This window comes from Acinetobacter sp. 24-47-47, assembly GCF_057737035.1.
Genome location: NZ_CM173216.1, coordinates 1945383 through 1970793, shown reverse-complemented (window position 1 = coordinate 1970793; position 25411 = coordinate 1945383). Strand labels below are relative to the sequence as shown.

The following is a 25411-nucleotide window of genomic DNA, read 5'->3' as shown; positions in this document are numbered from 1 at the left end:
ACGATTCAAAAAGGCTCATTCGATTGTGAATGAGCCTTTTTTTTAAAGCTTATAAAATTGCTGCGCATTTTTACAAAATATCTGTTCAACAACATCTGAATTATAGGTAGCGACAATGTCGCTAAAGGCATCAATGATATTTGTGAGTGATGTGCTCACTTTATCCATCGGGAAGTTGGATGCAAACATGACACGATAAGGCCCAAAACATTGTAAAGCATGAATAATCATAGGAGAGACCAATTCAATGATTTGTTGTTTAGATGCTAGTGTTCGTCGTGTATGAAATTGATGACCTAAAACAGGCATGAAGAGTCCAGACATTTTTGTATATACATTCGGACATTGAGCTAATTCTGCAAGATCTTCTTTCCAGTGGAAATAGATATTGTCTCGCGCAGTTTGGGTGATTCCTGTGTGTTTACCTACTGGGCCGAATAAACCTGCTGGTGTGCCCAAATGGTCTAAGACAATCGAAGTCTCAGGAAAACGTTTTGCCAAAGCAATAACATCTTTAAGCTGGCTAGAATAAACCCAAGCATCAAAGCTTAAATTGTACTGGGCTAAGGCTTCAAAACCTTTTAAAAATTTTCGATCAGTGTAGAGGTGGGGATCATCGTTCCATGCATGAATTCCAGGATCTTCATGATGTGCAGCCATTTTTCGAATACCACGAAAATGCCGAGATGCCTTTTTATGCATTTTAAGAATTTTTTTGAAATTACTTTCACGAGGATCAGCTGTTGCAACGATTCCAGCCAATTTGATGTTTTCTTGAGAAAAAGGAAGCTGTTGAATAAATTGCGTTTCTTCTACAACGCCAGTCCCTTTTTGATGATGCCAGCTGGCTTCGACATGTACAACACGGCTCACAGTATAGTGTCCAATGTCTTTGTGGTAATCCGCTGGTAAATAGGGTGCTGTGATGTAATCTGTAAGTCCTACTGTCTCTATTAAATCTTTAGGTTTTACGAGACGAACGACTTTATCCAAGATTTTTGGATGTTTTCCAAAAAGTTTAACAGCTAAAGCGGCAGCATGCGGTGTGTGATAAGGATCCCATTGATGGATATGTGCATCGACGATGGGAAAGTTGAGTTGATTCATCGCTATCCTTAGTTGAGTCATCAATAAGAATAACATACGAGAAATTGATCAATTTTTGAATTGCATTTTCGTTTGAATATTAGAGTTTAAGCATTAAAAAAGCCCCCTAAAGGAGGCTCAATGCACACAATGCAAATCTATTTAATGTTCGTGGTCATGTTTATTTGCATGAAACTCTTCATTACGACGGAAGCGAAGGTAGTTCTCAAACTGTTCGCAGTATTCGTCATAATTATCTTCAAGCATCATATGAAACTGTTGCATGATATAAGACATCACTTGTTCTTTAGCATCACGCATTTCATTGCCGTCTTTAAAGTTATTGGCAGCAACCCATGTATTAAAACGAGCAGTACCAAATAGCATCGCAGCACTGACTTGACCACGAGCATCGGCTGGTTTAACAGTAGAACCTTTTTCAACACGGCAAAATTCATTGGCTTGCTTAATAAATTCATCAGCACGTTCGAAGAAAATCGCATTCAATGCTTCTTCTTCAGTGACATCAGTCGCTTGAATCTTTTGAACCATGAATTGTTCCTAATAAATAACTTAATTCAAGCACTATTATAGGCAAAGGCTTGCATAAACTAAACCTTTCACTTAATCTAAAAATAGCCTAAGTAATTTTTTTATGAGCTTTTCTATGCAAGATGCTATCGCAGTTCAAAGTTTAAAAAGTGATATTGCGTTACTGAGACAGAATATTTGGCCACCTGTTGATCTTGCGAATGTCGAAGGTCTTCCCATTTATTATGGAAGCAAAGAGCAAGTAGCTGCTTATTACCAGCAGTGGACAGGTCTAATCGAAAGGGCACAAGATTTATTTCAACCTTTTATGGAAGATGAGGTTTTAGATGCCATTCATTTACCAAGTCATCTAAATTTACCGCTGTTTTATTTTCATGTAGACCGAATTCGCATTAACAAAACACGTGCAAAGGAATCAAAGACTTTTCGTGGTATTGCTAGTGTATTAGAGAAGTGTGGACAGTTTGAACCTGAACAAGTTTTGGCAATGAGTCGTTGGTTGGATCATGATGACACTGCTGCATTAGTTGCGCATCGCGAATTTATAGATTTAAGAACTTATGTATTTCAGCATGGGCAAAGTGAATATACGAGAACACGTTTTTATGTAAATGGTATTGTCTTAAGTGTTGAGCCTCATTTCGAGTTGGTTGATGCTCGCGATAAACCACGTAAGCAACGAAATGACTCATATAGCGATCCATTGGCGGATAACAACACGTGGCGTATTTATGGTAAATATCGTTAGTTGAGCTGATTGAACTTAGTTTTTAGACATTAGAATCAATGATTAGCTACTTTATAAGTACAAAGCTTCTACGATCAATATCCAAACTTATTGATTAGTATTGTTTAAAATAGTCATCATAAAAAATAACTAATTTAAAGAATGATGACTGAAAAGATTAAACAATTTAAAAAGGCGTGGATGTTATTCCGTCAACATGATGAAAATGGATTAAGTGTATTCTTCGTTTTAGCCATACTTCAAATTTTAATTATTGGTACGAGTGTTGGTTTACCGTATTTGTTTAAGCTGCTGATTGACCAGACCAGTGAACCTGATCATTACTATTCGATTCAAGACTTTTTTCAAATTCATCTGCTCTATTTATTCGCCGTTGCTTATGCACTCGCTTGGTTTATCAATGAGGGGATGAAGAATATAAATAATTTTGCCATGTCTATGATGATCAGAAATGTTGATGCATCCATGCTTAAAGCTGGAGTATTTAATTTTCTTGATTTGAAATTAAAAGATCAACGACAACAAGATATCGGTGTATTTAATGCAAATCTAATTCGTGGCAGTGAAGCACTTGGTACAATTATTTTTACTATATTTTTTGTCATTGTACCTACGGTATTTAAAATCTTAGGTATGGTGTATGTGCTCGGAAATACGATCAATCTTGAATTTGGTGTGTATTTTTTCGTATTCTCAGCTTGTACAGTTGCTTTATCGCTCATCATTACCTTTAAGACACAAGATATCTTTACGATTATGTATGGTGCTCGAAATCAACTGAATCAATTTGTGATTGAAAAACTCCAACAAAGTTATGATATCAAACTCAGTCATTCGAAATATTACGAATTTGAAGAGTTTAGCCGCAGAATCGATGACTATAAAATAAAGACTCAGGATACCTATAAAAAACTTCAGTATCTCATGATATATCAACTGTTATTTGTGTCATTTTTTCTTTTGGTATTCATGGTTTTATCAGTCTATATGTTTGAATATCAAAGTTTTAGTTCAGGTGATTTTGTTTTAGTCAGTACCTATATTATAGGTTTAACCATTCCGTTAATGATGATGTCTCAAAATATCATTCATTTGAAAGGTCATATTGTGGCTATTGATCAGTACCTAGAATATTTTGAATTGGAACATGAGTCATTCAGTACGAATGATCTAACAGCTGAGGAACAGAAAGAAAGTGAGGTGGCGTATTCATTTCAAAATGTGACATTTGATCTAGGTCAGCAGACGATTGAAAATTTTAATTTAGACATCGTGTGTGGAAAAATATATTTAATTCAAGGTCGAACAGGTATTGGAAAATCAAGTTTCCTCAATTATTTGGTGGGAATAGAAAAGATCAAATCTGGACGACTATTCTTTAGAAATTTAGAGATCACTTCAGTATTTTCAGAAAAGATATTTGATCAGATTGCTGTGGTCAGCCAAACTCCGATCGTTTATTCAACCTCATTAAGACAAAATTTGATTCAAAATACTGAGATCAAATATTCTGATGAGGAGCTTAAACATTGGCTAAAAGAGTTCGATTTACTCCATTTGCTGGAAAAAAATCAAATTGAGTTAGACGATGATATACAAGAAATTTATAAAAACTTCTCTGGTGGTGAAAAACAACGATTAAACATCATTCGTGCATTATTAAAACAACCAGAGCTTCTGATCTTAGATGAACCTACAGCAGCCTTAGATGAGAAAACAAGTTCGAAAATTTTAAAAATTATTCAAGAGCGAGTTGAAACGGTCATTATGATTTCTCATGAACGTATGGCGACAGAAATCGCAGATGAAATTATTGATTTCAACATCATTCTAAATTCTATCGATGAGGATTAAATGATGATTGTTGTGGCATGAATATCAATCAAAAAAAGCGATTTTTAAAATATGTATTAATTTGATTAAATTTAGTCTTGAGCAACGATTCATGTACTTGATGATCGATTTTGATGTCAGTTAAATATTTTTTAGCATGAGCTGAATGATTTTTATGCTATGAAATATTTATGATAATACAAAATCTACAGCTGCTTGCGCATGAATAGAAGTTGTATCAAATAGAGGGACTGAGAATTTTAGATCTCCTATAAGCATACAAATCTCAGTGCATCCTAAAATGATTCCTTCAGCGCCAGAAGATATTAATTCTTCGACAATATGAATATATTTCTTTTGCGAAGCTTCGCTAATTATGCCTAAACATAATTCGTTGTAAATAATATCATGAACAATTTTTCTACTCGCTTTATTAGGTGTTATTACTTTAAGTCCTTTTTCCTCCAATCTGCTTTTATAAAAATCTTGTTCCATCGTAAATGCAGTACCAAGCAGCCCAATTTTTGTAATTTTCTGGCTCATGATTTCCATGGCTGTCGCATCTGCTATATGAATAAATGGTATGTTGGTTGATTCCTCAATATAAGTTGCTACTTTGTGCATTGTATTTGTACAAAGTACTATGCCATCTGCACCTGCTTTTTCTAATTGTATGGCTTGATCTCTTAAATAGATTCCTGCATCTTCCCATAATCCTTTGCGTTGTAACTCCTCAATTTCAGCGAAATCAACGCTAATAAGAATAACCTTAGCAGAGTGTAACTTGCCAAGTTTCGTTTGAACCATCTTATTGATTTGTTGATAGTACAAATCAGTCGACTCCCAACTCATTCCACCTAATAAACCAATTGTCTTCAAGTTCGCACCTTTAAAAATTAAATATTTAATTTATCAATATAATGAAAATTATCGAGTATGAAATTGCTACTTTTTAAAATAATGACTTAATCAAAGTGAGAAAAGTTCAGCTTTTGATGTGTATTTTTAGGGATGAATGTATATAAGTTTAGCAGCAGAATTTACCAATCTTATGGTTGAGTAAGCTTCTCATCGGAAGAATTCACATTAACCCCGAACTTAGATGCCATAAATAGAGGAAAATTATTGTATTGCTGAACAATCCATGTATAGAGCATTCTAGTTCAAAATCTTGTAGGATATCAATCAAAAGGCTCATTCATGAGCCTTTTGATGAGTGATTTGAAAGATTAAAAAGTCTATTGTTCATAAGATTTTTAAAATTAAATCAACGTGTCTACAACACCTTTTAATACACCTAATCCTAGTGAATCAATTGTTCCATTAAGTGTTTCATTTACGCCAGTGCCAATTTTCACTAAAGGATCTTTTAATACTACAAGAGAGCCGACAGTACCAAGCAAATTAGTCACTAAACCTGCACCAGATACTGCTTCAATTTCATCTAATGTAAGTTCTTTTAAAGTTGTTGGATTTGAATTATTCATTGTATTCACCATTCATGTTTGATTTTATTTTCAAGTAAATCGAATAACTAGCGTTAAACGATAGACTCATCATAATGAATGCATTTTGTATGCCAACTAATAAATAATGATAAATATATAATTTAGGTATAATTAATAATATGGAGGAGTGATTAACGGATTTTTCATGAAAAAATTCATCATTTTTGTGCAAATGTCACCGAATTGGTGCATTGATCGATTTGAATGATGGTTGAGAATTTAGCGCGTTAATTTCTTAAATTGATTTCACTCAACGAAATGAGTTTATATTTCATAGAATTATTTAAGAATTGAGCGTAAAAAATTACACTCAACTCAACTCAACTCAACTCAACTCAACTCAACTCAACTCAACTCAACTCAACTCAACTCAATTAATTGATGTACATTGCTGAGCTTTAGGATTATTCAATCCTCGACTATGTGTAAATACAGCAATTACAGCTAAAGAGATAAAAATCAAAACACTGTAAATTAAGGCACTGGTATTGAAGTGATCTACCATAAAACCACCAAATAAAGCGCCTGCTGCAATCATGATTTGGAACATACTGACAAAAAGAGGCATCCCTTTTTCAACCGCATGTGGCGCATGTAAAAACATCCAGATATTGGCTGTCGTAGGAAAGGCACCAAAAGCAAAACCCCATAATGCTGTAAGAATATATGCACCAGTTAAGAATTTGGCATAAACAGGGAATGTAAGGAATACGATTGCTAAACACAATGCAACAGCAAAAAGTGTATAGCGGACATTGATATTGCTGCTATAACCGGAGAATGCATTGCCTACGAAGCCTGCTGCTCCATAAATAAGAAGTAAAGAACTGATGGTTGAACCATCAAATCCTGCTTCATTTTTATAGAAAGGCGCCAAGTAACTGTATGTTGAAAAATGCGCTAATCCGATAAATAAAACAATGATTAACCCTTTACGAGCTTTTGGATCTCGAAACAATGCGGGTAGATCACTATATTGAATAGCTGAAGTCGGCGGTAATTTCGGTAGGAATTTAATTTCAAAAAACAGAATAATGGCACCAATCACCGAGGTGATCATAAAGGCATTACGCCAACCGTAAATTTCACTTAGCCATGTTCCAACCGGAACACCCAGCACAGTTGCCAGAGTCACGCCAGCCATGACGATAGCTGTTGCTTTGGCGATGGGTAGGTGAGGAGGTGCAACACGACCACTTAAGGCGATTACAGTTGCCCAGAATCCGCCTATCGCGATACCCAAGAAAAAGCGACTCAATAGAATCCAAGTGAAACTTTCTGAATAGCTCGTAATGAAATTTGCAATGACCATGACCGCTGTGAGTGCGATTAATAAATAGCGTCGATCAAGTTGCTTCACCCAGACCGAGATAAGCGGTGCTGCGAAAGCACCCATCACGCCTGGAAGGGTAATGAACAGGCCAGCAGTACCGACTGAAATGTTGAGATCTAGTGCGATTGCATTGAGCACACCAATAGGGAGAAACTCACTGGTCACTAATATAAAAGCGGTGATAGAAAGTGTAATAACAGCAAACCAATTTCCTTGATTTTTTGTAGGAGATGGAGAATTAACAGCGGTTTCAGTCAGATGAGATTCAGATTTCATTGACCAACGCTCCTTGAAAATAATTTCATAATGATTGTTATAAAAATAAAATATTTGAATTTAAGATCTGGGTCAATTAATTTATTAATGATCATTATAAAATTAATTGGGTTGAATATGCAGGAAAGTTCAAAGCCAATAAATCAAATGGATAGTGCCAAATCAATATCTAAGGGGCGTGGACGTCCTAAGTGTTTTAATGAAGAACAAGCACTTGAAAAAGCCATGACACTATTTTGGAAATACGGTTATGAAGCTACTTCAATGAGTGATTTAACATTCGCCATGGGAATCACTGCACCTAGTCTTTATAGTACGTATGGTGATAAATCAGAGCTCTTTAATCGTTGCATTGACTATTATCTCAGGCACGAATCATGCTCGATGGAAATGATTTTTAAACATGCACATTCCATAAAATTAGCAATGGAACTTTATTTGATTGAGAATCTAAAACGACTGGTGCAGAAAGACAAACCGAAAGGATGTATGTTGGTCGTGTCGACAATGAACTGTTCGATTCAAAATCAACAAATACAACAATCAATTTCGGAAAAAAGACAGTTATCTAAATCGAATTTACTAGAAAAATTATTAGCTGCCCAAGCCTCAGGTGAAATTAGTACACAAACTAATATTCAGGCAATGACAGATTATTATATGACGATTTTACAAGGACTAAGCTTACAAGCACGTGATGGGGCTACTTTTGAACAATTGGAAAGCGTTGTACACATGGCGATGCAAACTTGGGATCATTTTTAAGTCAGAACTTCTCATTGACGAAAAGTTCTGACTTGAATTTTATGACTTGATAAATTTTCGACTGACTAGGAATTGTTCAGTCGCTTCCAAAAGTTTTTCAGCGTAAATTTCTTGCTTTGCCGTCAACCAACCTAAGGCGAACCAGTCACTGGCTTCTAATTCTGTTTGCTGTAAGTAGGATGATGAGGAAGATAATACTTGATATTGTTCAGCTGCATAATGTGCATCATTAAGCGCCTTGCCGTATTTTTGTAAATTTTTCACATCAAAAATTTGTGTTAAGACTGGGAAACTGAATCTTAATTCACTTAAATGTATTGCCAATTGGTCAAGACTTTCAAAGTTAGAAGGATCAGCTTCATTCAGACATTCCTGTAAAACTTTATACTGCTGTTGAAGCGTATTTTGAGCATAGGTTTTGAGGTCTTGGGTTTGCACCTTCTTGGAATTGCCTAAACTAAAACTCAAAAGTTCAAGATAGTGTTGAACGTTTTGGGTAGATTTGACTAAGTTGTTTAATTTTTCTCGGGCGTAGAGCACATCTTTACTGAGCATTTCAGCAGTTTTAGGGTTTTGCAGAATAGCGCCTAAGGTGTGTTGCATATGCTCATAATGTTTTAGGTTTTCAAAATGATTTTTAAATGCAGATAACTGATGTGCCCATTTATCTGTGCTCTTTGATGTCCAGTCTTTAAAAATAGATAGACTTAAAAACAAATAGTTCAAAGCAATATGTGCTTGTTCGATGTGTTCCTGTTCAGCCACTTCCGCAGAAATCGCAGCAATATTCGGCAGTAAATGTTGCATATGATGACCAATCATCATCCGAATCGTTTTTTCTGCGCTTTCTTTTTTTGCAACGATCCATTCTTTTTCAGTTCGCGCTGGGCTTACAACTAAATTTGAAACCAATAAATTACCAAACTCAGCCTTACTGCGAACGTCTAGCCAAAGTTGATATTTTTTGACCCACTCAAAACTAAACGCTAGTAATGTTTCAACTTTTCCTTGTTTGAGTTCAAACTCTACTTCATGAATCTCATGTTCTCGATCATCTGATCGTACAACGCCAATATCTAGACACACTTCAATTTCAGCATCTTCAAAGCTAATCACTCGAACTGTACGTTGAATGTCTGTTTCAAACTGCAAGACTAATTGGTCAAAATCACCTTTCAATGCGTCATTTAAGACCTCATAAGCTTCGGAATTATCTGAATAAATAGATAAATCTAAATTCGGTGCAGCCTCAAGATTACCTAAATCATGATTATGTTCGAAACGGTGTAAATGGCTTTTACTTTTCGTCGCTTTTAAGGTTTGAACCCAATTGGTATTTTCAAGACGTTGTCGAATGGCTATCCCATGCTGAGAGAGTAGGCGATCAGGAGTGTCATAGTACTTTGCTTGCATTTGAATGAGTTCAGACTTTTTTGGATCGATTGCTTTTAAAATCGCATTCCGTCGAGCTTCTGGGATCTGAAACTTTAATTCAATTTCAAGCATGTGATTTTCCTAATTGATCAATCATTTTCATAGAAGTAAGACATTTGATTGCCTTTTAATTTAAGGGAATTGTAACTGATTCAGTTAGAACCACAATCTTGACAATTCACTTACATTTACTTGAATGAATGATTAATCACAATATTTGTAAGATAAGCTTTTCAAGTGCAATTTTTTGAATTAAGGTGGTCAAAAAAAGGACAGGAATACAACAATGAATGCTTATGTAGAGCCGTCTTCATCGCAAGAAGAAGCTAAATTTCAATTACCCATCAAGAATTACTCAGAATTTTATCGTTTTTATTTGACTGAACACCGCAGCATTATGAGTCGTCGTTTACATGCAGCAGGTAGCTCAATCGGTATTTATTTTTTTACTCAAGCGATTCGTCAGCGTAAAGCTAAATATCTAGTCTACGGATTAGTTTCAGGCTACGCATGCGCGTGGGTGGGGCATTTTGTTTTTGAAAAAAATAAGCCAGCAAGCTTTAAACAACCGTTGTATAGCTTTATTTCAGACTGGAGAATGTTATCGGATATTTTGCGCGGAAACTTGAGTTTGAAAGATCGTAAATTTGATAAAATTGATAGCTAAATTTATATATTGTTAAAAACGCTCAGCAGATTCTGGGCTTTTTTTGTCATGAAATGTTTTAAGAAAGCTACACAAAAATATGATTATATGATAGCTGGAAAGGCTTAAGATCCAATGAATAAATCCAAATTATAAATATTGGGATTAAATAAAAAAATTAACGTATTCAGTTAGATGAGTTAACGGTATTATTCTGTTAAACCGCATATAATACATATTATGTTAATTTAAATAATACTGAAAAAAGAAGATGAACTATATATAGAACTTTTATTATGAGAGTGAGTATTTTTAATGCGAAACATACTTCTGTTTGATTTGGATCAAACTATTTTGAATAGGAATGAGTCACTTATTCGTTTTATATGTTGGCAAGTAAATTTTTTCCAATTAGTACCACAAGAACTAAAAGATGCATTTATAAAAAAATTTATTGAATTGGATGATAATGGAAATGTTTGGAAAGATATCGTTTACAGTCAATTAATCAAAGATTTTAATATAAAAAATTTACTGTTGATGAATTACTTAATTCTTACATTACTGATTTCAATAAATTTTCAATTGGTTTTGATGACGTCCAAAAAGTCATTTCAGATCTTTATCAAAAGGGATATAAGATTGGGTTAGTCTCCAATGGAAAAAGCCCCTTTCAGGAACATAATTTTTATGCTTTAGGTCTTACCGAATATTTCTCGACTATCATAGTTTCAGAAGCGATTGACTTAAGAAAGCCCGATAAAAAAATATTTGCTTATGCTTGTTACCAGTTAAATTGTTCACCTTCTGATTGTATTTTTATTGGTGACAATCTTAAAGCTGATATAGAAGGTGCAAAAAATGTTGGTATGAAAACTATTTTTTTCACCCAAATCAAATACTAAAAAAACCTATTACAGATTAGAGTATTCATCATTATGATGAATTAGAGCGAGCCATCAATAGAATAAATAAAGAGGACGTATGATGAATGATATAATTAACTCATATGATAACTTTTTTATAGAATTGAATGGATTAAGTGATGAATCAAATAATTAAATGCGACTATTTAACATAATAGAGCTCATCCTAAGTTTTTTAAATCAGGTCGAATTTTATAAATATTATTTTGGAGTTCAAAAATATGACTTAGAGCTTTTCCTATCAGTAATATATTTTCTCTATTTTCTAGTGATGGATCTGATTGAATCTTACTAGGAATACTGTCTAATAATATAGCGGCTTGATGCAAATCATCATTTATTTTTTTTAATTGATCCATTTTTCTCTTCTATAAATATTGGTTAGGATATAAATAATATTACGTTGAGATCCTGAATTATTCAATTATATGGTGTATTGTTCTTCAAATAAGAACTTTTTAGAACATATACATCTCTTTCATAAATCTTAGATTAGCATTTGAAGTGCAACACCATCTTTTTTAACTACACCTTACACATGTAAGCGGTTTGTATAATTCAAATATTCTTCTGCTATCTATTTTCTTTACTGGATAGTCGGACGTAATGTCTTTGCCATCTAGTACTACCGAAATTTCTTCAAAATCAAAATAAATATTTACTAAATTTTCTTTAAAACAAATAAATTCAATTTGACTTTCTTTACTCGTGTCAGAAAATTTTCACTGAAAGTGGTTTAATTAGATAAATCGTTATTTACTTTTCAATAATTACATTTACTAAGTCCTTACTATTATTTTTACACATAAACTTATGATTTTTAATAATATTTTATTTTCCTCCTAATCTTAAAAGGGAATCTCTTAGTCATTTGCTGTACATAACATGCCAAAAGGTGTTTTCATACTGATTCGTTTATAACTAATGCCAGGTATAGGCTCCTTCGCAGGCAACATATCTCTTTTTTCGCAAATTTCCTTTATGTACTTAAGTGTGTCTTTCGAAGAACTAGATGGAATATATTCAAGCGTATTGGAGCCAATTTTTCTTGGATTAAATTTCTCAAATTCATTTCAATCAATATCTTGAACACGCTTAGTCAACAATAGAGCCTGTTAATTTCTACATTTTATCAATGTGTTCTTCCAAGGCTTTGTCCTATAATGTTTTAAATTTTTAGTATTTGCCTAGAGTTATTCTTTATGCGCGGTTTGTATTTAATCACCAACGATGATCCTATTGAACTTCTATTAGCAAAGCTTGAAGGAGCGATGGCAACTTATGAAGTTGCAGTACTTCAGTATCGTCGTAAAAACGTTGCGAAAGAAGATCAAGCTTATGAAATTGAATACATGAAGAATATGTGTAATCAATATAAGGTTCCTTTTGTCATCAATGATGATTTAGAGGCCGCAGTCAAATATGGCGTGGGTGTGCATCTTGGTCAAGATGATGGTTCAATCCAAGAGGCTGTGGAAAGATTGCCAAAAAACGTCTTAATTGGACGTAGTTGTAATAATTCTATTGAACTAGCTGAGCAAGCGATCGCAGACGGCGCAAATTATGTAGCATTTGGCGCAATTTATGCGACACAAAGCAAACCTGAAGCAGGTAATATTGGTTTAGAAACATTAAAAGCTGCAAAAGCAAAATTAAATGTACCTATTTGCGCGATTGGAGGTTTGACGGTTGAAAATGGCGCTGAAGTGATTGCTGCCGGAGCAGATCTTTGTGCTGTCATTAGCGATGTATTGGGTCGGTCTATGTCAACTGTTGGTCAACGTGTTTACGACTGGTCAGAGCTATTTGCTAAACAAGCTTAAATTTTTTACTTTTTTGAGTTGAGTGATTTTCATGAGTTTATCTCCTAAGCAAGAACAACTATTTAAACAAGCCAGCAAACATATTCCTGGTGGTGTGAATTCACCAGTACGTGCTTTTAATGGTGTAGGCGGTACGCCGGTATTTATTGAAAAAGCTCAAGGTGCCTACCTGTATGATGTAGATGGCAAACGCTATGTAGATTATGTGGGTTCATGGGGACCAATGATTTTAGGACATGCACACCCTGCGATTATTAAAGCTGTTCAAGACGCCGCTGTTGATGGTCTAAGTTTTGGTGCACCTACGGTGCATGAAACGACATTGGCAGATATTATCTGTGAAATTATGCCGTCGATTGAATTGGTACGTATGACCAACTCAGGGACAGAAGCAACAATGACTGCGATTCGACTTGCACGTGGGTATACAGGTCGTGACAAGATTGTTAAGTTTGAGGGCTGTTACCATGGTCACTCAGATTCACTTTTAGTGAAAGCAGGTTCTGGTCTACTCACAAGTGGTGAAGGCGAGGCGACATCTGCGGGTGTTCCTGCTGATTTTGCAAAACATACATTAACGCTTCCATACAATGATATTGCGACTTTAAAAGAATGTTTTGCTAAGTTTGGTTCCGAAATTGCGGGTGTTATTGTTGAACCTGTTGCAGGTAACATGAACTTGGTCAAACCAATTGATGGATTCTTGCAAGCCATTCGAGATGTGTGTGATGAGCATGGTTCAGTATTCATTATTGATGAAGTGATGACTGGATTCCGTGTGGGATTAGGTGGAGCTCAAGCACACTACGGCGTTACACCTGATTTAACTACGCTAGGTAAAATTATTGGTGCAGGTCTTCCTGTAGGCGCATTTGGTGGTAAGCGCGAAGTGATGGAATGTATTGCACCTCTAGGTAAAGTTTATCAAGCGGGAACTTTGTCAGGTAATCCGCTGGCAATGAGAGCTGGGATTGAGATGTTTAAACATCTTCGTCAACCAGGTTTCTATGAAAATCTAACCGCACAGCTCGAAAAGTTATTGATTGGTTTACAGACTGCCGCTGATGAAGCAGGTATACCATTTAAGACTCAACAGGTTGGAGGTATGTTTGGATTGTATTTCACTGATCAAGAAGATATCACAAGCTTTGATTCAATGTTGAAATGCGATGTTGAAATGTTCCGTAAATTCTTCCATGGCATGTTGGATGAAGGTGTAAATTTAGCGCCTTCTGCTTTTGAAGCCGGTTTTATCTCAAGTGCGCATTCCGATGAGGATATTGCGTTCACTATTCAAGCAGCTAAGAATGTATTTGCGCGTTTAAAATAGAATTTTTTTGAAAATCTATTAACATAAGCCTACAGTGTAAATACTGTAGGCTTTTTTGCACGTATAAAATTCACGGACTTAAAATAGAAATGAAATTAAAACATTATTTAACTTTAGAAGACGCGGAGTTTTTACTGACGCGTGCGCAACAATATGCGATTGATAAAAAGTTGAATGTCAGTATTTCTGTTGTAGATGAAACTGGAAGTTTACTTGCAATGAAACGTATGGATGGTGCCTCTCCGATGACTGCGAATTTGTCAGCTGAAAAAGCAAAATGTTCAGCTTTGAGCCGCCACCCATCTCAAATTTTTGAAGAGCTGATCAAAGATGGGCAATTGGGTTTTCTGACTGTTCACTCATTGTCGGGAATGTTAGAAGGTGCGGAACCCATTATTTATCAAGGGCAATTGGTGGGAGCCGTGGGAGTTTCAGGTGCTAAATCTTTTGAAGATGCTGAAATTGCGCTGCATGCCATTGAAGTTTTCTTGGCTTTAGCTGATTAAAGTGGCAATGTCATATTTTTATACACCACCCAAAAAAATTGAACTCAGCGCGAGTTTGGCAAAGTGGTCCATTGAAGCTGAACAATGCGTCTTGGTGGTTTTTGGATTTCAACGTTTAGCTGAATATAGCAATGACCAACATCAAGAATTATTAATTCATTTAAATCGCTTAATTAAAAAAGCTCAGGCTTTAGATATTGAAGTGATTGAAATTGAAGAGCAGCAATCATTTTCTAAAGTAGCGCAGTTGGGTGAATTACTCGCAGAAAAGAAACAACTCATTGTCTCTGGCATGATCAATTCACCTATAAAACAACTTTTACAGCATATCATTTCGATTACTCCTCAAATTTGTGTGGTGAACGATGCTGTTCATCTAGAAACGAAGAGCCAACATTTACAGTGGATTGAGAACTATGTAGAACAAGGTATTCATCATATGAATACCTCTGCCATGATTCGAATGCTGGAATTAAGTGCGCCGACTTCATTTATTCTTTCTGAAAAGGGCATATTATTGTCTATTGCTGAATACCTCGAATTCGATATTTTAGAAATTGATCCATTTCAAGATTTACGGAACTATGGCTTAGATTCAGTCGCAATGGTGAGTTTGATTGGCTTGTGGAGAGCCAATGGCGCACATATAGATTTTGAATCATTTGTGCAAAATTGCACACTTTCTCAATTGCTTCCTATCCTGAGAAAAGACTGCTAGATGTCAAAAATAAAACTTAATTCATTTGAATCGTTAGATTGATTTAATTTCTATCAGATATCGGAAAAATCATCACTGTTTGTCCATTTCAAGATTGTAATTTATCGCTAAGCTTTCTATTATTGCCGCCTTGTTTTCACGATCTGCTAGGAATAGAAATTTGAGTCATTTTCTTCAGGAACATCTCATTCATCGTGATCAAGATTTTATGGTGATTCACAAACCAGCTGGATTACTTTCTGTTCCGGGCAAAACGTCTGACCTTCAAGATTGCGTTATCAATCGTCTTCTTCAAGAAGAACCGCGTACGCTTTTGATTCATCGTTTAGATCGTGATACATCAGGCTTATTGGTGTTTGGACTCAGCAAAGCAGGTCAAAAATCGATCTCGCGCCAATTTCAAGAACGTGAAACGGATAAAACTTATCAAGCACTAGTCGCGGGATGTGTAAAAGGTCAAGGAACTGTAGACATCCCCGTGATTTACGACCCATCGCGTCCGCCATTGCATATCGTAGATGCGCATCACAATAAAGCAGCGTTAACGCATTGGGAAGCAGTTGAACAATTTCAAATTCAAGATCAGTGGGTGACACGCGTAAAATTAACGCCAATCACAGGTCGAGCACATCAACTTCGCGTTCATATGCAGCATTTAGGGCATCCCATCGTAGGGGATACTTTGTATGCAACACCAGCGCAACAAGCTTTGAAAGATCGACTCTGTTTGCATGCAGAGCAGTTAAGTTTCAATCATCCTGTTACTGGTGAACGATTGAACTTTCATTGTCCAGTGCCGTTCTAAATACACATTTTTAAATCAGCATACGAATATTTTATGATCTGATCATGATGAAATCTTGGATATGATCAATTAAATAGATCGGTGCTAAATATTGCTCACTTTTTGGTGGGCTTTATGTCAAAATATATTGCTTATAGACGTTAAATTTTGCTCAAATCATCTCCTGTTTGAGCATAAGTTTTCAGTCCTAACTTGAGATAAGGTGGAAAAATTGCAGCAGTTTGCTATTGGTCAACGTTGGTTATCAGACACAGAGACAGAGTTAGGTTTAGGGGTTTTGATTGATGTAAATGAACGATCAATTAGTATCCTCTTTCCTAAAAGTGACGAAACCCGTGTCTATGCACGTAGTAACGCACCTTTATCTCGAATTGTGTTCAATGTGAATGATGAGCTTCAAGACCAAGAGGGCATCGTCTGGAAAGTCGAATCATTAGAAGAGCGTGGTGGCGTTATTCGTTACAACGTCATTCGTCAGTTACAAGATGGTACTGATGAACGTAAATCATTAAATGAAACTCGTGTTGGTGCGACGATTCAATTGTCTAAACCACTTGATCGTTTACTGGCAAGCCAAATTGATTATAAAGAATGGTATGACCTGCGTATTGAAGCATTACAAATGCAAGCTAATATGCAAAATAGTCCATTACGTGGCATGGTGGGTGCTCGTGTTGGATTGATACCTCACCAATTTTATATCGCGCATGAAGTAGGTAAGCGCTTTGCTCCACGTGTCTTATTGGCGGATGAAGTTGGTCTAGGTAAAACTATTGAAGCAGGTTTAATCATACACCAGCAACTTAAAACAGGACGTTCTGAACGCATCCTCGTTTTAGTTCCTGATTCGCTGCAATATCAGTGGATGATTGAAATGCGTCGCCGTTTCAATTTGAATTTCTCGCTATTTGATTTAACGCGTACTGCTTCGATCAAAGAACATGATCCAGAATTGAATCCGTTCTTAACTGAACAGTGCATCATTGCGTCTGTTGATCTTATGATCGACCATGAAGATTTACGTGTGCAAGCGCTCGAAGCAGGTTTTGATTTGCTTGTGGTGGATGAAGCACATCATTTGATGTGGTCAGAAGAAGAAGGTGGTAATGACCGCTATGACCTTGTTGAAGAATTTGCTGAAAAAACTGCAGGCGTACTTTTACTGACTGCAACGCCTGAACAGTTAGGGGTCGAGTCTCATTTTGCCCGTTTACGTTTACTCGATCCGCAACGTTTTAGTTCGCTTGATCGTTTCTTAGATGAAGAGGAAAAATATCAGCAAACAGCTCAAATTGCAGAAGTGCTGATGTCGGATCAACCTCTTGAAGCTGATCATTTCCAAGCAATTGAGCAGTTATTGGGTCACAAGATTGAAGATGAGCCAGAACAGCGTTTCCGTGCAATTCATGAATTGTTAGATCGTCACGGTACGGGACGTGTACTATTCCGTAATACACGTGAAGCGATTCAAGGCTTCCCTGGTCGTGATTGTCAGCCTGCACCATTACCTGCGCCAGAAGGATGGTCGATGGATGGTAAACTTCGTGAACAAATGTGGCCAGAAGAAGCGCAATTGGACGGGGCTTGGATGGAAACTGATCCGCGTGTAACGTGGATTATGGAAATGCTCCGTACTCAGTTAAAGCATAAAAAAGTCTTGCTCATTGCGCGTAGTGGGCCTGTAGTTGAAGCTTTAGAAAATGCATTACGTATCCATGCAGGGATCCGTACAGCAATGTTCCATGAAGGCATGAGTCTATTAGAGCGTGACCAAGCAGCTGCTTATTTTGCAGAAGATTCGTATGGTGCTCAGATTTTATTGTGTTCAGAAATTGGCTCAGAAGGTCGTAACTTCCAGTTTGCTTCAGATTTAATCCTATTTGATTTGCCAGCGAACCCTGATGTTCTTGAACAGCGTATCGGTCGACTTGATCGTATTGGTCAAGAAAACCGTATTCAGATTCATGTGCCATATTTAGTGGGCACTGCACAAGAGCGCATGTTCCGTTGGTACAATGAAGCATTAAATATTTTCAGCAATATTTCTCCAACTGCGCAAACCTTACAAGAAAACTTTATTGTTGATCTTAAAGATTGCTTGTTGGCTGATAAAGGTCAAGCGTTTGAAGATCTTCTTGAAGCTGTAAGTGTGCAACGTGAAGCTTTAGAGCAAGAGCTACAAGCAGGACGTGATCGTTTATTGGAATACAATTCTTGTCGCCCAATGGTTGCGCAAGAAATTGTGCAAGCACTCGAAGAGTATGATGACAATACGACTTTGCCAATGTTTATGAAACGCTTCATGGCGTCAACCAATATTGATTTTGATGAGCAAAGTAATGGCACGGTGATTATTAAGCCTACTGATCAAATGCAAGTCCAAGGTCTGACTTTGGATGAGGAAGGCATGACCGTGACGTTCTATCGTGATCAGGCTCAAATCCGTGAAGATGCGCAATACATAACGCTTGAGCATCCTTTCACTGAAAGTGTCATGGAAATGATCAATACGCAATCGTTCGGTAGTACCAATGTGGCGTTATTGAAGTCTGCAGCTTTACCACAAGGTTCAGTTTTAGTTGAGGTGTGGTTCAAAGTGGATGTGATTGCTCCGAAAGCATTGAACTTGCCAGCGAGTTTACCAACACAATTGATTCGTGTGTTATTAAGTGAAAAAGGCCAAGATTTATCAGCTAAAATTGCACCAGATATTTTGAAACCCTACTTACATCATCTTGACGGTAATAGTTGTCGCCAAGTGGTGAAAGCACGTCGTGATGTCGTTGAACAACGTTATGCACAAGCTTTAGACATTGCAAAAGGTGCTTTGCCTGAATTAAAACAGCAAGCGAAAGAAATTTATAGCAATAAATGGCAATATGAAATTGATCGTTTAAGTTATTTGAAACAATTTAACCCAAGTATTCGCGAAGATGAAATTGCACGTTTGCAGAAGCTTCAAAAAGAAGGCTTAAGCCTTTTAGAAGGTTTAGCTGTAACGCCTGAAGCGATTCGAGTCTTGGTGGTGGTAAAGCCATAAAATAAAAAAAAGCACCCTAGGGTGCTTTTTTAGGACTGCAGAAATTGATTGAAGTCAGGTTTTCTTTTTTGTAAGAAAGCCATCACGGCTTCAATCATTTCAGGCGATGTTAAACGTTCTGCAACAACCTCAGCTTCCTGAACAATACAATTCTGAATTTGATCTTGCTCGGGTCGAATTTGTTTTTTAATAATTTTTAGCGTGGTCATTGGCAGTTGAGTCATCTGTTGAGCTCGCTGTAAAGCTAATTGTTCAGGTTGCTCGCAAATCTGATTGATGATTCGACATTTTAGCGCTTCTTCCGCTGAAAATTTTCGACCTGTTAGCAATAATTCGGCAGCCATATGATAACCAGCCAACTCAGTGAAAAGAAGGCTGGTGCCACCTTCTACAGATAATCCCAAACTTACAAATGGAATTTGAAATTCTGTATCGGGGTGAGCGTATACCATGTCACAGTGAAATAGCATAGTGACGCCAACGCCTATAGTGCAGCCACGTACCGCAGCAATAATAGGTTTAGAAAATCTTGCGATCGCTTTTAGGAAGACAAATGGTGGTGTAGCATCAGCGGCTAAACCAACATATTTTTGAGCGGCAGACATAAAATCTTTCAGATCATTTCCTGCGGTAAAATCATGTTCGTTACCCTGTAAAATCACAACATTCACTTGTTGAGATTGATCTGCCGCATCCAATATTTTTGCAATGTCATTGTACATTTCCCCAGTTAAAGCATTTTTTTGCTCGGGGTGATCAATTTTGATGGTCAGGATTCTATTCTCAATCGTGACATGAATAAAAGAGTTTAGTGAATCTAAATTTTTTAACATGGCGGCATTCCTTGTCGCAAATTAAAAAAGCTCAGTAGGCACGATTGTATACTGAGCTTTTATTCGTGCCTTATTGGCATTAAAGTCGATTTAAAATTTGCTCAGCATCTGAATAATTCATGTATTTTGGTACGGCATAAATTCCATGGGCTTCAGTAAAAGCAGATTTAATCATCTCTGGGAAATCTTGCTTTTTTAAATTCGGAATCTCAGTATTGATTTTCAAATTTTTGAGTAATTGCTTTACGCTTTGAATGAAAATATTTGCGGCTTGTTCATCCGAAGTGTGTGACGAGCTTAAACCAATTTTCTTCGCTGCTAGTGCTAAGCGTTTTTCTGATGCTTTACGATTAAATTCTAGAACATGAGGCAAGATAATGGCATTAGCGCGTCCGTGTGGGATTTGATATTGAGTCCCTAATTGATGCGCTAAAGCATGTACATAGCCAATTCCAGCACTATTCATTGCCAAGCCAGCATAATGAGAACCGAGCGCCATTGCTTCACGTGCTGCAATATTCTGACCATCTTCAAATGCAGTTTTTAAATTTTCCATGATCAATTTCATGGCTGCACTGGCGTAATAATCTGATTGTTTGTTGGCGAATCCGCTTACCCACGATTCAATTGCATGAGTAAGGGCATCAATACCAGTGTCAGCAGTGATAGCAGGTGGCATGCCTTTCATGATGACGGGATCTAAAGCAGTTGCTAATGGAACGACTTTGGGATCAATAACTAAGCCTTTAATATGAGTTTCACTGTCTGAAATAACTGCGGCAATGGTAACTTCAGAACCTGTACCTGCGGTGGTCGGAATCACGAACAATGGATATGCAGGTTTACGGCTTTTTAAAATTCCAAAAAGTTGTTTAGGCGATTTATTGTTTGCGGCTGCGAGCGCTAATACTTTTGCTGTATCAATCGTCGAACCACCCCCTATACCCAATACGCTATCGCATGCGGTATTTTTAAACAGTGCTAGAGATTTTTCGACAATTTCACAAGTTGGATCAGGTTTTACATCAGAGAAAATAACAACTTCAATCCCATTGTGCTGTAATTGATCTTGAATGGGTTGTATGACACCTAATTTGACCAATACTGCATCAGTCACAATCATCACTTTTTTCATGCCGAGCTGAGCAATATTGCCACACAATTGCATTGATGAATCTTCACCCGCAAATACGAGAGGATGTGATACTGGGATTGCAAGGGTGAGGGCTTTGACAGCCATGAGTTGAGTTTTTGCACGTAAAATAGTGGCAATCTGAGCCATAATGATCAATCTCTATCCATGAGTTTGATTTAGTTATAGGATAATCATTGTCCAAGTACATTGGCGATAATCATCAACACATTGGTCTTAAATTACAATTTTATCAAAAATATAGCGCTATTAAACTGAGCAAAATAATGGTTGGATTTTGATCAGAATTCATGATAGAAAATAGAAAATAATTCGAAAATTTAAATCGTAAAGCTGTAGTTTTTACTCGGCAATCAGTAACTCAGGACGAGTTTAAAACGATTAAATCAGCTTTCGGTTATGAGTAATTACATAACAACAATGATGCGTTATTGGGAGTCATTACACATGGAAGTAAATCAGAACAACAACCAATTTGAGTTTTTACCGACTCATATTCACTATTTAATGTATTGGGAAAAGAAATCGCCAAACCAAGATTTCTTGGTTCAGCCTTTACCAAATGGTCAGGTGATTAAATACACTTGGGGAGAAGTGGCCAGTCAAGTCAAAAAAATGGCTGCTTATTTACAATCTTTGAATTTGCCTGGTCGTTCTCAGATTGCAATTTTTGGTAAAAATAGTGCGCATTGGATTATGGCAGATCTTGCAATTTGGATGGCAGGTCATGTGTCGGTTCCTTTATATACGACTCTCAATGGTGAAGGAACCAAATATGTTCTAGATCATAGTGAAACTAAGGCTTTGTTTATCGGTAAACTGGATGGTATTGGAGACAGTTGGAACGATGTGAAACAAATCATCCCGCAAGATATGCATTGTATTAAATTGCCATTGGCACCTGACTATAATGCGCCAACATGGGATGAAATCACTGCGAAAACAGCACCAACCAGTGAGCCTTATTTTCCAAACGAGGATGAGCTTGCGACCATTATTTATACCTCGGGCAGTACAGGTCTACCTAAGGGCGTTATGCAAAGTTATAAGACCTTGCTCTCACCTGCGAGTGAGCTGAAATCTACGTTTGGTGTTTCAGAAAAAGATCGTGCTTTATCTTACTTGCCGCTAGCTCATGTTGCAGAGCGTGTATTTATTCAATCATCCGTGATGATTTGTGGTTTTACCGTTTATTTTGCTAATTCATTAGATACATTTATTGAAGATCTTAATCGTGCAAAACCAACGATCTTCTTTTCTGTGCCACGTTTATGGACTAAATTTTATTTGGGGATTAATGAAAAAATTCCGCTTAATGTACAAAACGTGTTGTTTAAAATCCCATTCTTGGGCAATAAGATTAAGCAAAAACTCTTGGCAAAATTGGGTTTGAATCATGTTCGTTATGCTTTAACGGGTTCTGCACCTTTACCCGTAGATATTATTAAATGGTATCGTAATTTGGGCTTAGAGTTGCTTGAAGTTTATGGAATGACAGAAAACTGTGGATACTCGCATATCACACGTATGGGTGAATATATGAGTGGATATGTCGGACATGTTCAAGCACGAGTAGACTGCAAGATTGATGAAAATGGTGAGATTTTAGTCAGAAGCCCAGGAACCATGTTGGGTTATTACAAAAACCCAGAAAAAACAGCTGAAGATTTGACTGAGGATGGCTATTTAAGAACAGGTGACATGGGTGAAATTGATGCGACTGGCCGTCTAAAAATTACTGGACGTGTAAAGGACATCTTTAAAACTCAGAAAGGTAAGTATGTAATGCCTGTACCAATTGAACAAAAGATTGGTAATAACCAAATGATTGAATCTGTCTGTGTTGGTGGTGCAAGCCATAAACAGCCGATCGCCTTTGTGATGTTGGCAGAAGAAATTCGCAATAAATTACAGCAAGATAATAAACGTGATGATATCGAAGCAAAATTAATTGAGTTAAAGAATGAAATTAATGAAAAGCTTGAACCGCATGAAAAAATTGCATTCTTTGTGGTCATCATGGATTTGTGGACGATGGATAACGATATGTTGACGCCGACTATGAAGATTAAGCGTAATAAAATTGAGGCGAAGTACGAAGCCCTTATTCCAACTTGGGTTGCTCAAAATAAAGAAGTTATTTGGGAAAAGTAATAAAAAAGCCCTTCAACTGAAGGGCTTTTTTTACACTCAGTATTTATTCTTTCAGATGACGTGCGCCTTCTAAAATCATTCGGATCATCGTCATCGTTTGTTCAGCTACAACTTTTCTTTCATCGTGTGGCATGTTGATTAATTTAGCACCCATAGTGAATACTAATTGGGTAATCGCTTTAGCTGCCAATTCTGGGTGCTTGATTTTATGAGGGTTATTTTGCTCAAGACGAACAAGGTCATCCATGAGTTCTTGCTGAAAGTAATTGAGCTGTTTTTCAACCGCCTCTTTATAAGAGGCAGAACCAGTATAACCTTCACGTAACAACAGGCTTAGATTACCTTCGTCAGCATCTAACTGTTCAATAAATACTTCAACTGAACTACGCACAATACTTGAATTGCGAACTGCTTTTAAGCGAGCTTGATGCAAGATTTGACGTAAAACAATACCTGAGCGATCAATCAATTCAATGGCAAGTTCGTCGATATCTTTAAAATGTCTATAAAAACTGTTTGGCGCAATTCCTGCTTCACGGGCAACTTCGCGCAAGCTTAAAGATGCGATGCTTTTTTGAGGTCCGATAAGGTTGAGAGCAGCTTGGAATAATTCTTCTTTCGTGATTGTGGCTTTTCTTCCGACTGTACGTGCAGTTGGATGCTCCAAAATGGATGCGGATTCACTGGCATGTAGAGGAGAAAGAGTAATCGTAGAGCTGCTCATAAATATCAGAAGTTTACATTTAGAGTTGCATTATATCGCTCTGTGTCAGGATATGGAAATCAATAGATGATATACAAGTGTCTATACAAATATATATACATGTGTATAATAATTCTAAACCCACTGTGATGAGCCCATAATGCAAGCAGTTAAGCCACCTAAAAATTTGATTAGATCCGCAGTAAATGCTGTATTTGATCCGAATGCTGCCAATTTTTGGTTGCAAAAGATCGATCCAATTTGGTCGGTGAATCAATCATTAGGCAAAATTGTTGAACGTACACAAGTTGCAAATGATACGGTCAGCTTAAAAATTGCGGTTAATCGAAAATTTCAGTTTGGTGAAGCAGGGCAACATCATCCAGTTATTGTCACGACACGAGGTCGTTGTTTTGAACGTACCTATAGTTTGACCAAAATCGACACTCAACATGTATTGTTGACTGCTAAGAAAGTCGATCAGGGTGTAGTCAGTTCTTGGATTAACGATATGGCTGAGGTAGGCGATATTGTTGAGTTTGGTGCACCCTATGGAGATATGACACTTGGAAGTGTAAATACACCTCTATTAATGCTGGCCGCAGGGAGTGGTATTACTCCAATGTACAGCTTAATCAAGGCATTATTGCAGCAAGAAAAAAAATTAGTTCAGCCAGTTAAATTGATGTACTGGGCAAAAAAAACAGAAGATTTAGCATTTCAAACAGAGTTGATTGCTTTGGCGAATCAACACTCAAATTTTAATGTTGAATTTTTTACCACTCAAGATGAAGAGGCTGATTCCCGTTTAGAGGATTCTCATTTAACGGCTATCGAATCCTTAGATCAATATACGGTTTATGCATGCGGTCCAGCAGGATTTGTGCAACTTGCTGAACAACTAACTGATAATCGTGTTCATAAATTTAAAGGTGAAGCATTTAGTGTTGAACCATTCATTAGTGATGAGACTGGTTTTGTTCAGGTCACACTTACGAAATCAAATGAGGTCGTCACGATTCCAAAGGGACAATCAATACTTGCAAGTTTAGAGCAACAAAATATTCGCCCACAGCACGGTTGCCGCATGGGGGTATGTAATAAATGTGCATGCCATAAAGCGCAAGGTGCAACTAAAAACCTCGTCAATGGTGCAGAAAATACTGAGCCTGGAAATCTGCTCAAAATCTGTATCAATTCAGCTCAGTCTGATCTCACTATCGACCTATAAGCGAGAAT

Annotated in this window: 22 protein-coding genes and 1 pseudogene; 13 read left to right on the top strand and 10 right to left on the bottom strand. The window is 36.8% G+C overall.

Features of this window, described 5'->3' with window-relative positions:
- Nucleotides 1-42 precede the first annotated feature (42 nt).
- Both AC1M9E_RS09240 and AC1M9E_RS09235 read right to left on the bottom strand, forming a co-directional pair.
- A complete protein-coding gene (locus tag AC1M9E_RS09240) occupies nucleotides 43-1107 on the bottom strand; it encodes an amidohydrolase family protein (protein WP_481954493.1) in 1065 nt (354 codons plus the stop codon).
- A gap of 141 nt (nucleotides 1108-1248) precedes the next feature.
- Nucleotides 1249-1638 carry a DUF3144 domain-containing protein gene (locus tag AC1M9E_RS09235; RefSeq protein WP_092767127.1) on the bottom strand — a complete coding sequence of 130 codons (390 nt, stop codon included), beginning with the start codon at nucleotides 1636-1638 and terminating at the stop codon, nucleotides 1249-1251.
- Nucleotides 1639-1753: 115 nt separating this feature from the next.
- On the opposite strand from AC1M9E_RS09235, the gene AC1M9E_RS09230 reads away from it, so the two are divergent.
- Together AC1M9E_RS09230 and AC1M9E_RS09225 are read left to right on the top strand one after the other, a co-directional pair.
- Nucleotides 1754-2386: a hypothetical protein gene (locus AC1M9E_RS09230; protein ID WP_035268706.1), complete on the top strand. Its 633-nt coding sequence runs from the start codon at nucleotides 1754-1756 to the stop codon at nucleotides 2384-2386.
- Between the two features lie 144 nt (nucleotides 2387-2530).
- Nucleotides 2531-4240, top strand: coding sequence for an ATP-binding cassette domain-containing protein (locus AC1M9E_RS09225; RefSeq protein ID WP_481607669.1), 1710 nt, complete (start codon nucleotides 2531-2533; stop codon nucleotides 4238-4240).
- Nucleotides 4241-4408: 168 nt separating this feature from the next.
- Here AC1M9E_RS09225 and AC1M9E_RS09220 read toward each other — a convergent pair whose 3' ends face one another.
- The 3 genes from AC1M9E_RS09220 to AC1M9E_RS09210 form a co-directional block, all read right to left on the bottom strand.
- Nucleotides 4409-5098, bottom strand: a complete 690-nt coding sequence (locus tag AC1M9E_RS09220; protein ID WP_092767123.1) for an aspartate/glutamate racemase family protein — start codon at nucleotides 5096-5098, stop codon at nucleotides 4409-4411.
- A 383-nt stretch (nucleotides 5099-5481) separates the two neighbouring features.
- Nucleotides 5482-5706: a hypothetical protein gene (locus tag AC1M9E_RS09215; protein ID WP_488224714.1), complete on the bottom strand. Its 225-nt coding sequence runs from the start codon at nucleotides 5704-5706 to the stop codon at nucleotides 5482-5484.
- Between the two features lie 391 nt (nucleotides 5707-6097).
- Nucleotides 6098-7336, bottom strand: a complete 1239-nt coding sequence (locus AC1M9E_RS09210; protein WP_488224713.1) for an MFS transporter — start codon at nucleotides 7334-7336, stop codon at nucleotides 6098-6100.
- 117 nt (nucleotides 7337-7453) lie between these two features.
- Here AC1M9E_RS09210 and AC1M9E_RS09205 point away from each other — a divergent pair, with 117 nt between their 5' ends.
- Complete coding sequence (locus AC1M9E_RS09205; protein ID WP_481607667.1) at nucleotides 7454-8101, top strand: TetR/AcrR family transcriptional regulator; 648 nt, start codon at nucleotides 7454-7456, stop codon at nucleotides 8099-8101.
- 39 nt (nucleotides 8102-8140) lie between these two features.
- Here the strand turns inward: AC1M9E_RS09205 and AC1M9E_RS09200 are convergent, their stop codons facing one another.
- Nucleotides 8141-9607, bottom strand: a complete 1467-nt coding sequence (locus AC1M9E_RS09200) for a CYTH domain-containing protein (protein WP_488224712.1) — start codon at nucleotides 9605-9607, stop codon at nucleotides 8141-8143.
- A 214-nt stretch (nucleotides 9608-9821) separates the two neighbouring features.
- Between AC1M9E_RS09200 and AC1M9E_RS09195 the strand changes: the two genes are divergently transcribed.
- Together AC1M9E_RS09195 and AC1M9E_RS09190 are read left to right on the top strand one after the other, a co-directional pair.
- The gene (locus AC1M9E_RS09195; RefSeq protein ID WP_180028595.1) at nucleotides 9822-10202 is read left to right on the top strand and encodes an Mpo1-like protein; all 381 of its coding nucleotides are present in this window, start codon (nucleotides 9822-9824) and stop codon (nucleotides 10200-10202) included.
- 294 nt (nucleotides 10203-10496) lie between these two features.
- Nucleotides 10497-11106: pseudogene (locus AC1M9E_RS09190) on the top strand (HAD family hydrolase).
- A gap of 162 nt (nucleotides 11107-11268) precedes the next feature.
- Here the strand turns inward: AC1M9E_RS09190 and AC1M9E_RS09185 are convergent.
- Nucleotides 11269-11466, bottom strand: coding sequence for a hypothetical protein (locus tag AC1M9E_RS09185; protein ID WP_481588997.1), 198 nt, complete (start codon nucleotides 11464-11466; stop codon nucleotides 11269-11271).
- 843 nt (nucleotides 11467-12309) lie between these two features.
- Here AC1M9E_RS09185 and thiE point away from each other — a divergent pair.
- From thiE to rapA, 6 genes are all read left to right on the top strand, one after another.
- Entirely contained in the window at nucleotides 12310-12930 is a 621-nt protein-coding gene (thiE, locus tag AC1M9E_RS09180) for a thiamine phosphate synthase (RefSeq protein WP_481586403.1), read from the top strand.
- 31 nt (nucleotides 12931-12961) lie between these two features.
- Nucleotides 12962-14260: a glutamate-1-semialdehyde 2,1-aminomutase gene (hemL, locus tag AC1M9E_RS09175; RefSeq protein ID WP_481607665.1), complete on the top strand. Its 1299-nt coding sequence runs from the start codon at nucleotides 12962-12964 to the stop codon at nucleotides 14258-14260.
- 89 nt (nucleotides 14261-14349) lie between these two features.
- A complete protein-coding gene (locus tag AC1M9E_RS09170) occupies nucleotides 14350-14766 on the top strand; it encodes a GlcG/HbpS family heme-binding protein (protein WP_035267160.1) in 417 nt (138 codons plus the stop codon).
- A 7-nt stretch (nucleotides 14767-14773) separates the two neighbouring features.
- Complete coding sequence (locus AC1M9E_RS09165; protein WP_488225207.1) at nucleotides 14774-15484, top strand: phosphopantetheine-binding protein; 711 nt, start codon at nucleotides 14774-14776, stop codon at nucleotides 15482-15484.
- Between the two features lie 160 nt (nucleotides 15485-15644).
- On the top strand, nucleotides 15645-16289 hold the full coding sequence (locus AC1M9E_RS09160) for an RluA family pseudouridine synthase (protein WP_481607664.1): 645 nt from the start codon (nucleotides 15645-15647) through the stop codon (nucleotides 16287-16289).
- A 202-nt stretch (nucleotides 16290-16491) separates the two neighbouring features.
- Nucleotides 16492-19329 carry an RNA polymerase-associated protein RapA gene (rapA, locus tag AC1M9E_RS09155; protein WP_481607663.1) on the top strand — a complete coding sequence of 946 codons (2838 nt, stop codon included), beginning with the start codon at nucleotides 16492-16494 and terminating at the stop codon, nucleotides 19327-19329.
- A 29-nt stretch (nucleotides 19330-19358) separates the two neighbouring features.
- Here the strand turns inward: rapA and AC1M9E_RS09150 are convergent, their stop codons facing one another.
- Together AC1M9E_RS09150 and AC1M9E_RS09145 are read right to left on the bottom strand one after the other, a co-directional pair.
- Entirely contained in the window at nucleotides 19359-20162 is an 804-nt protein-coding gene (locus AC1M9E_RS09150; protein ID WP_481607662.1) for an enoyl-CoA hydratase-related protein, read from the bottom strand.
- A 79-nt stretch (nucleotides 20163-20241) separates the two neighbouring features.
- The gene (locus AC1M9E_RS09145; RefSeq protein WP_481607661.1) at nucleotides 20242-21444 is read right to left on the bottom strand and encodes an iron-containing alcohol dehydrogenase; all 1203 of its coding nucleotides are present in this window, start codon (nucleotides 21442-21444) and stop codon (nucleotides 20242-20244) included.
- Between the two features lie 318 nt (nucleotides 21445-21762).
- Between AC1M9E_RS09145 and AC1M9E_RS09140 the strand changes: the two genes are divergently transcribed.
- Complete coding sequence (locus AC1M9E_RS09140; protein ID WP_035267149.1) at nucleotides 21763-23469, top strand: AMP-binding protein; 1707 nt, start codon at nucleotides 21763-21765, stop codon at nucleotides 23467-23469.
- Nucleotides 23470-23512: 43 nt separating this feature from the next.
- On the opposite strand, the gene fabR is transcribed toward AC1M9E_RS09140, so the two are convergent.
- Nucleotides 23513-24193, bottom strand: a complete 681-nt coding sequence (gene fabR, locus AC1M9E_RS09135; protein ID WP_035267148.1) for an HTH-type transcriptional repressor FabR — start codon at nucleotides 24191-24193, stop codon at nucleotides 23513-23515.
- Nucleotides 24194-24332: 139 nt separating this feature from the next.
- On the opposite strand from fabR, the gene AC1M9E_RS09130 reads away from it, so the two are divergent.
- Nucleotides 24333-25403, top strand: coding sequence for a flavin reductase family protein (locus AC1M9E_RS09130; RefSeq protein WP_488224711.1), 1071 nt, complete (start codon nucleotides 24333-24335; stop codon nucleotides 25401-25403).
- The last annotated feature ends 8 nt before the right edge of the window (nucleotides 25404-25411 follow it).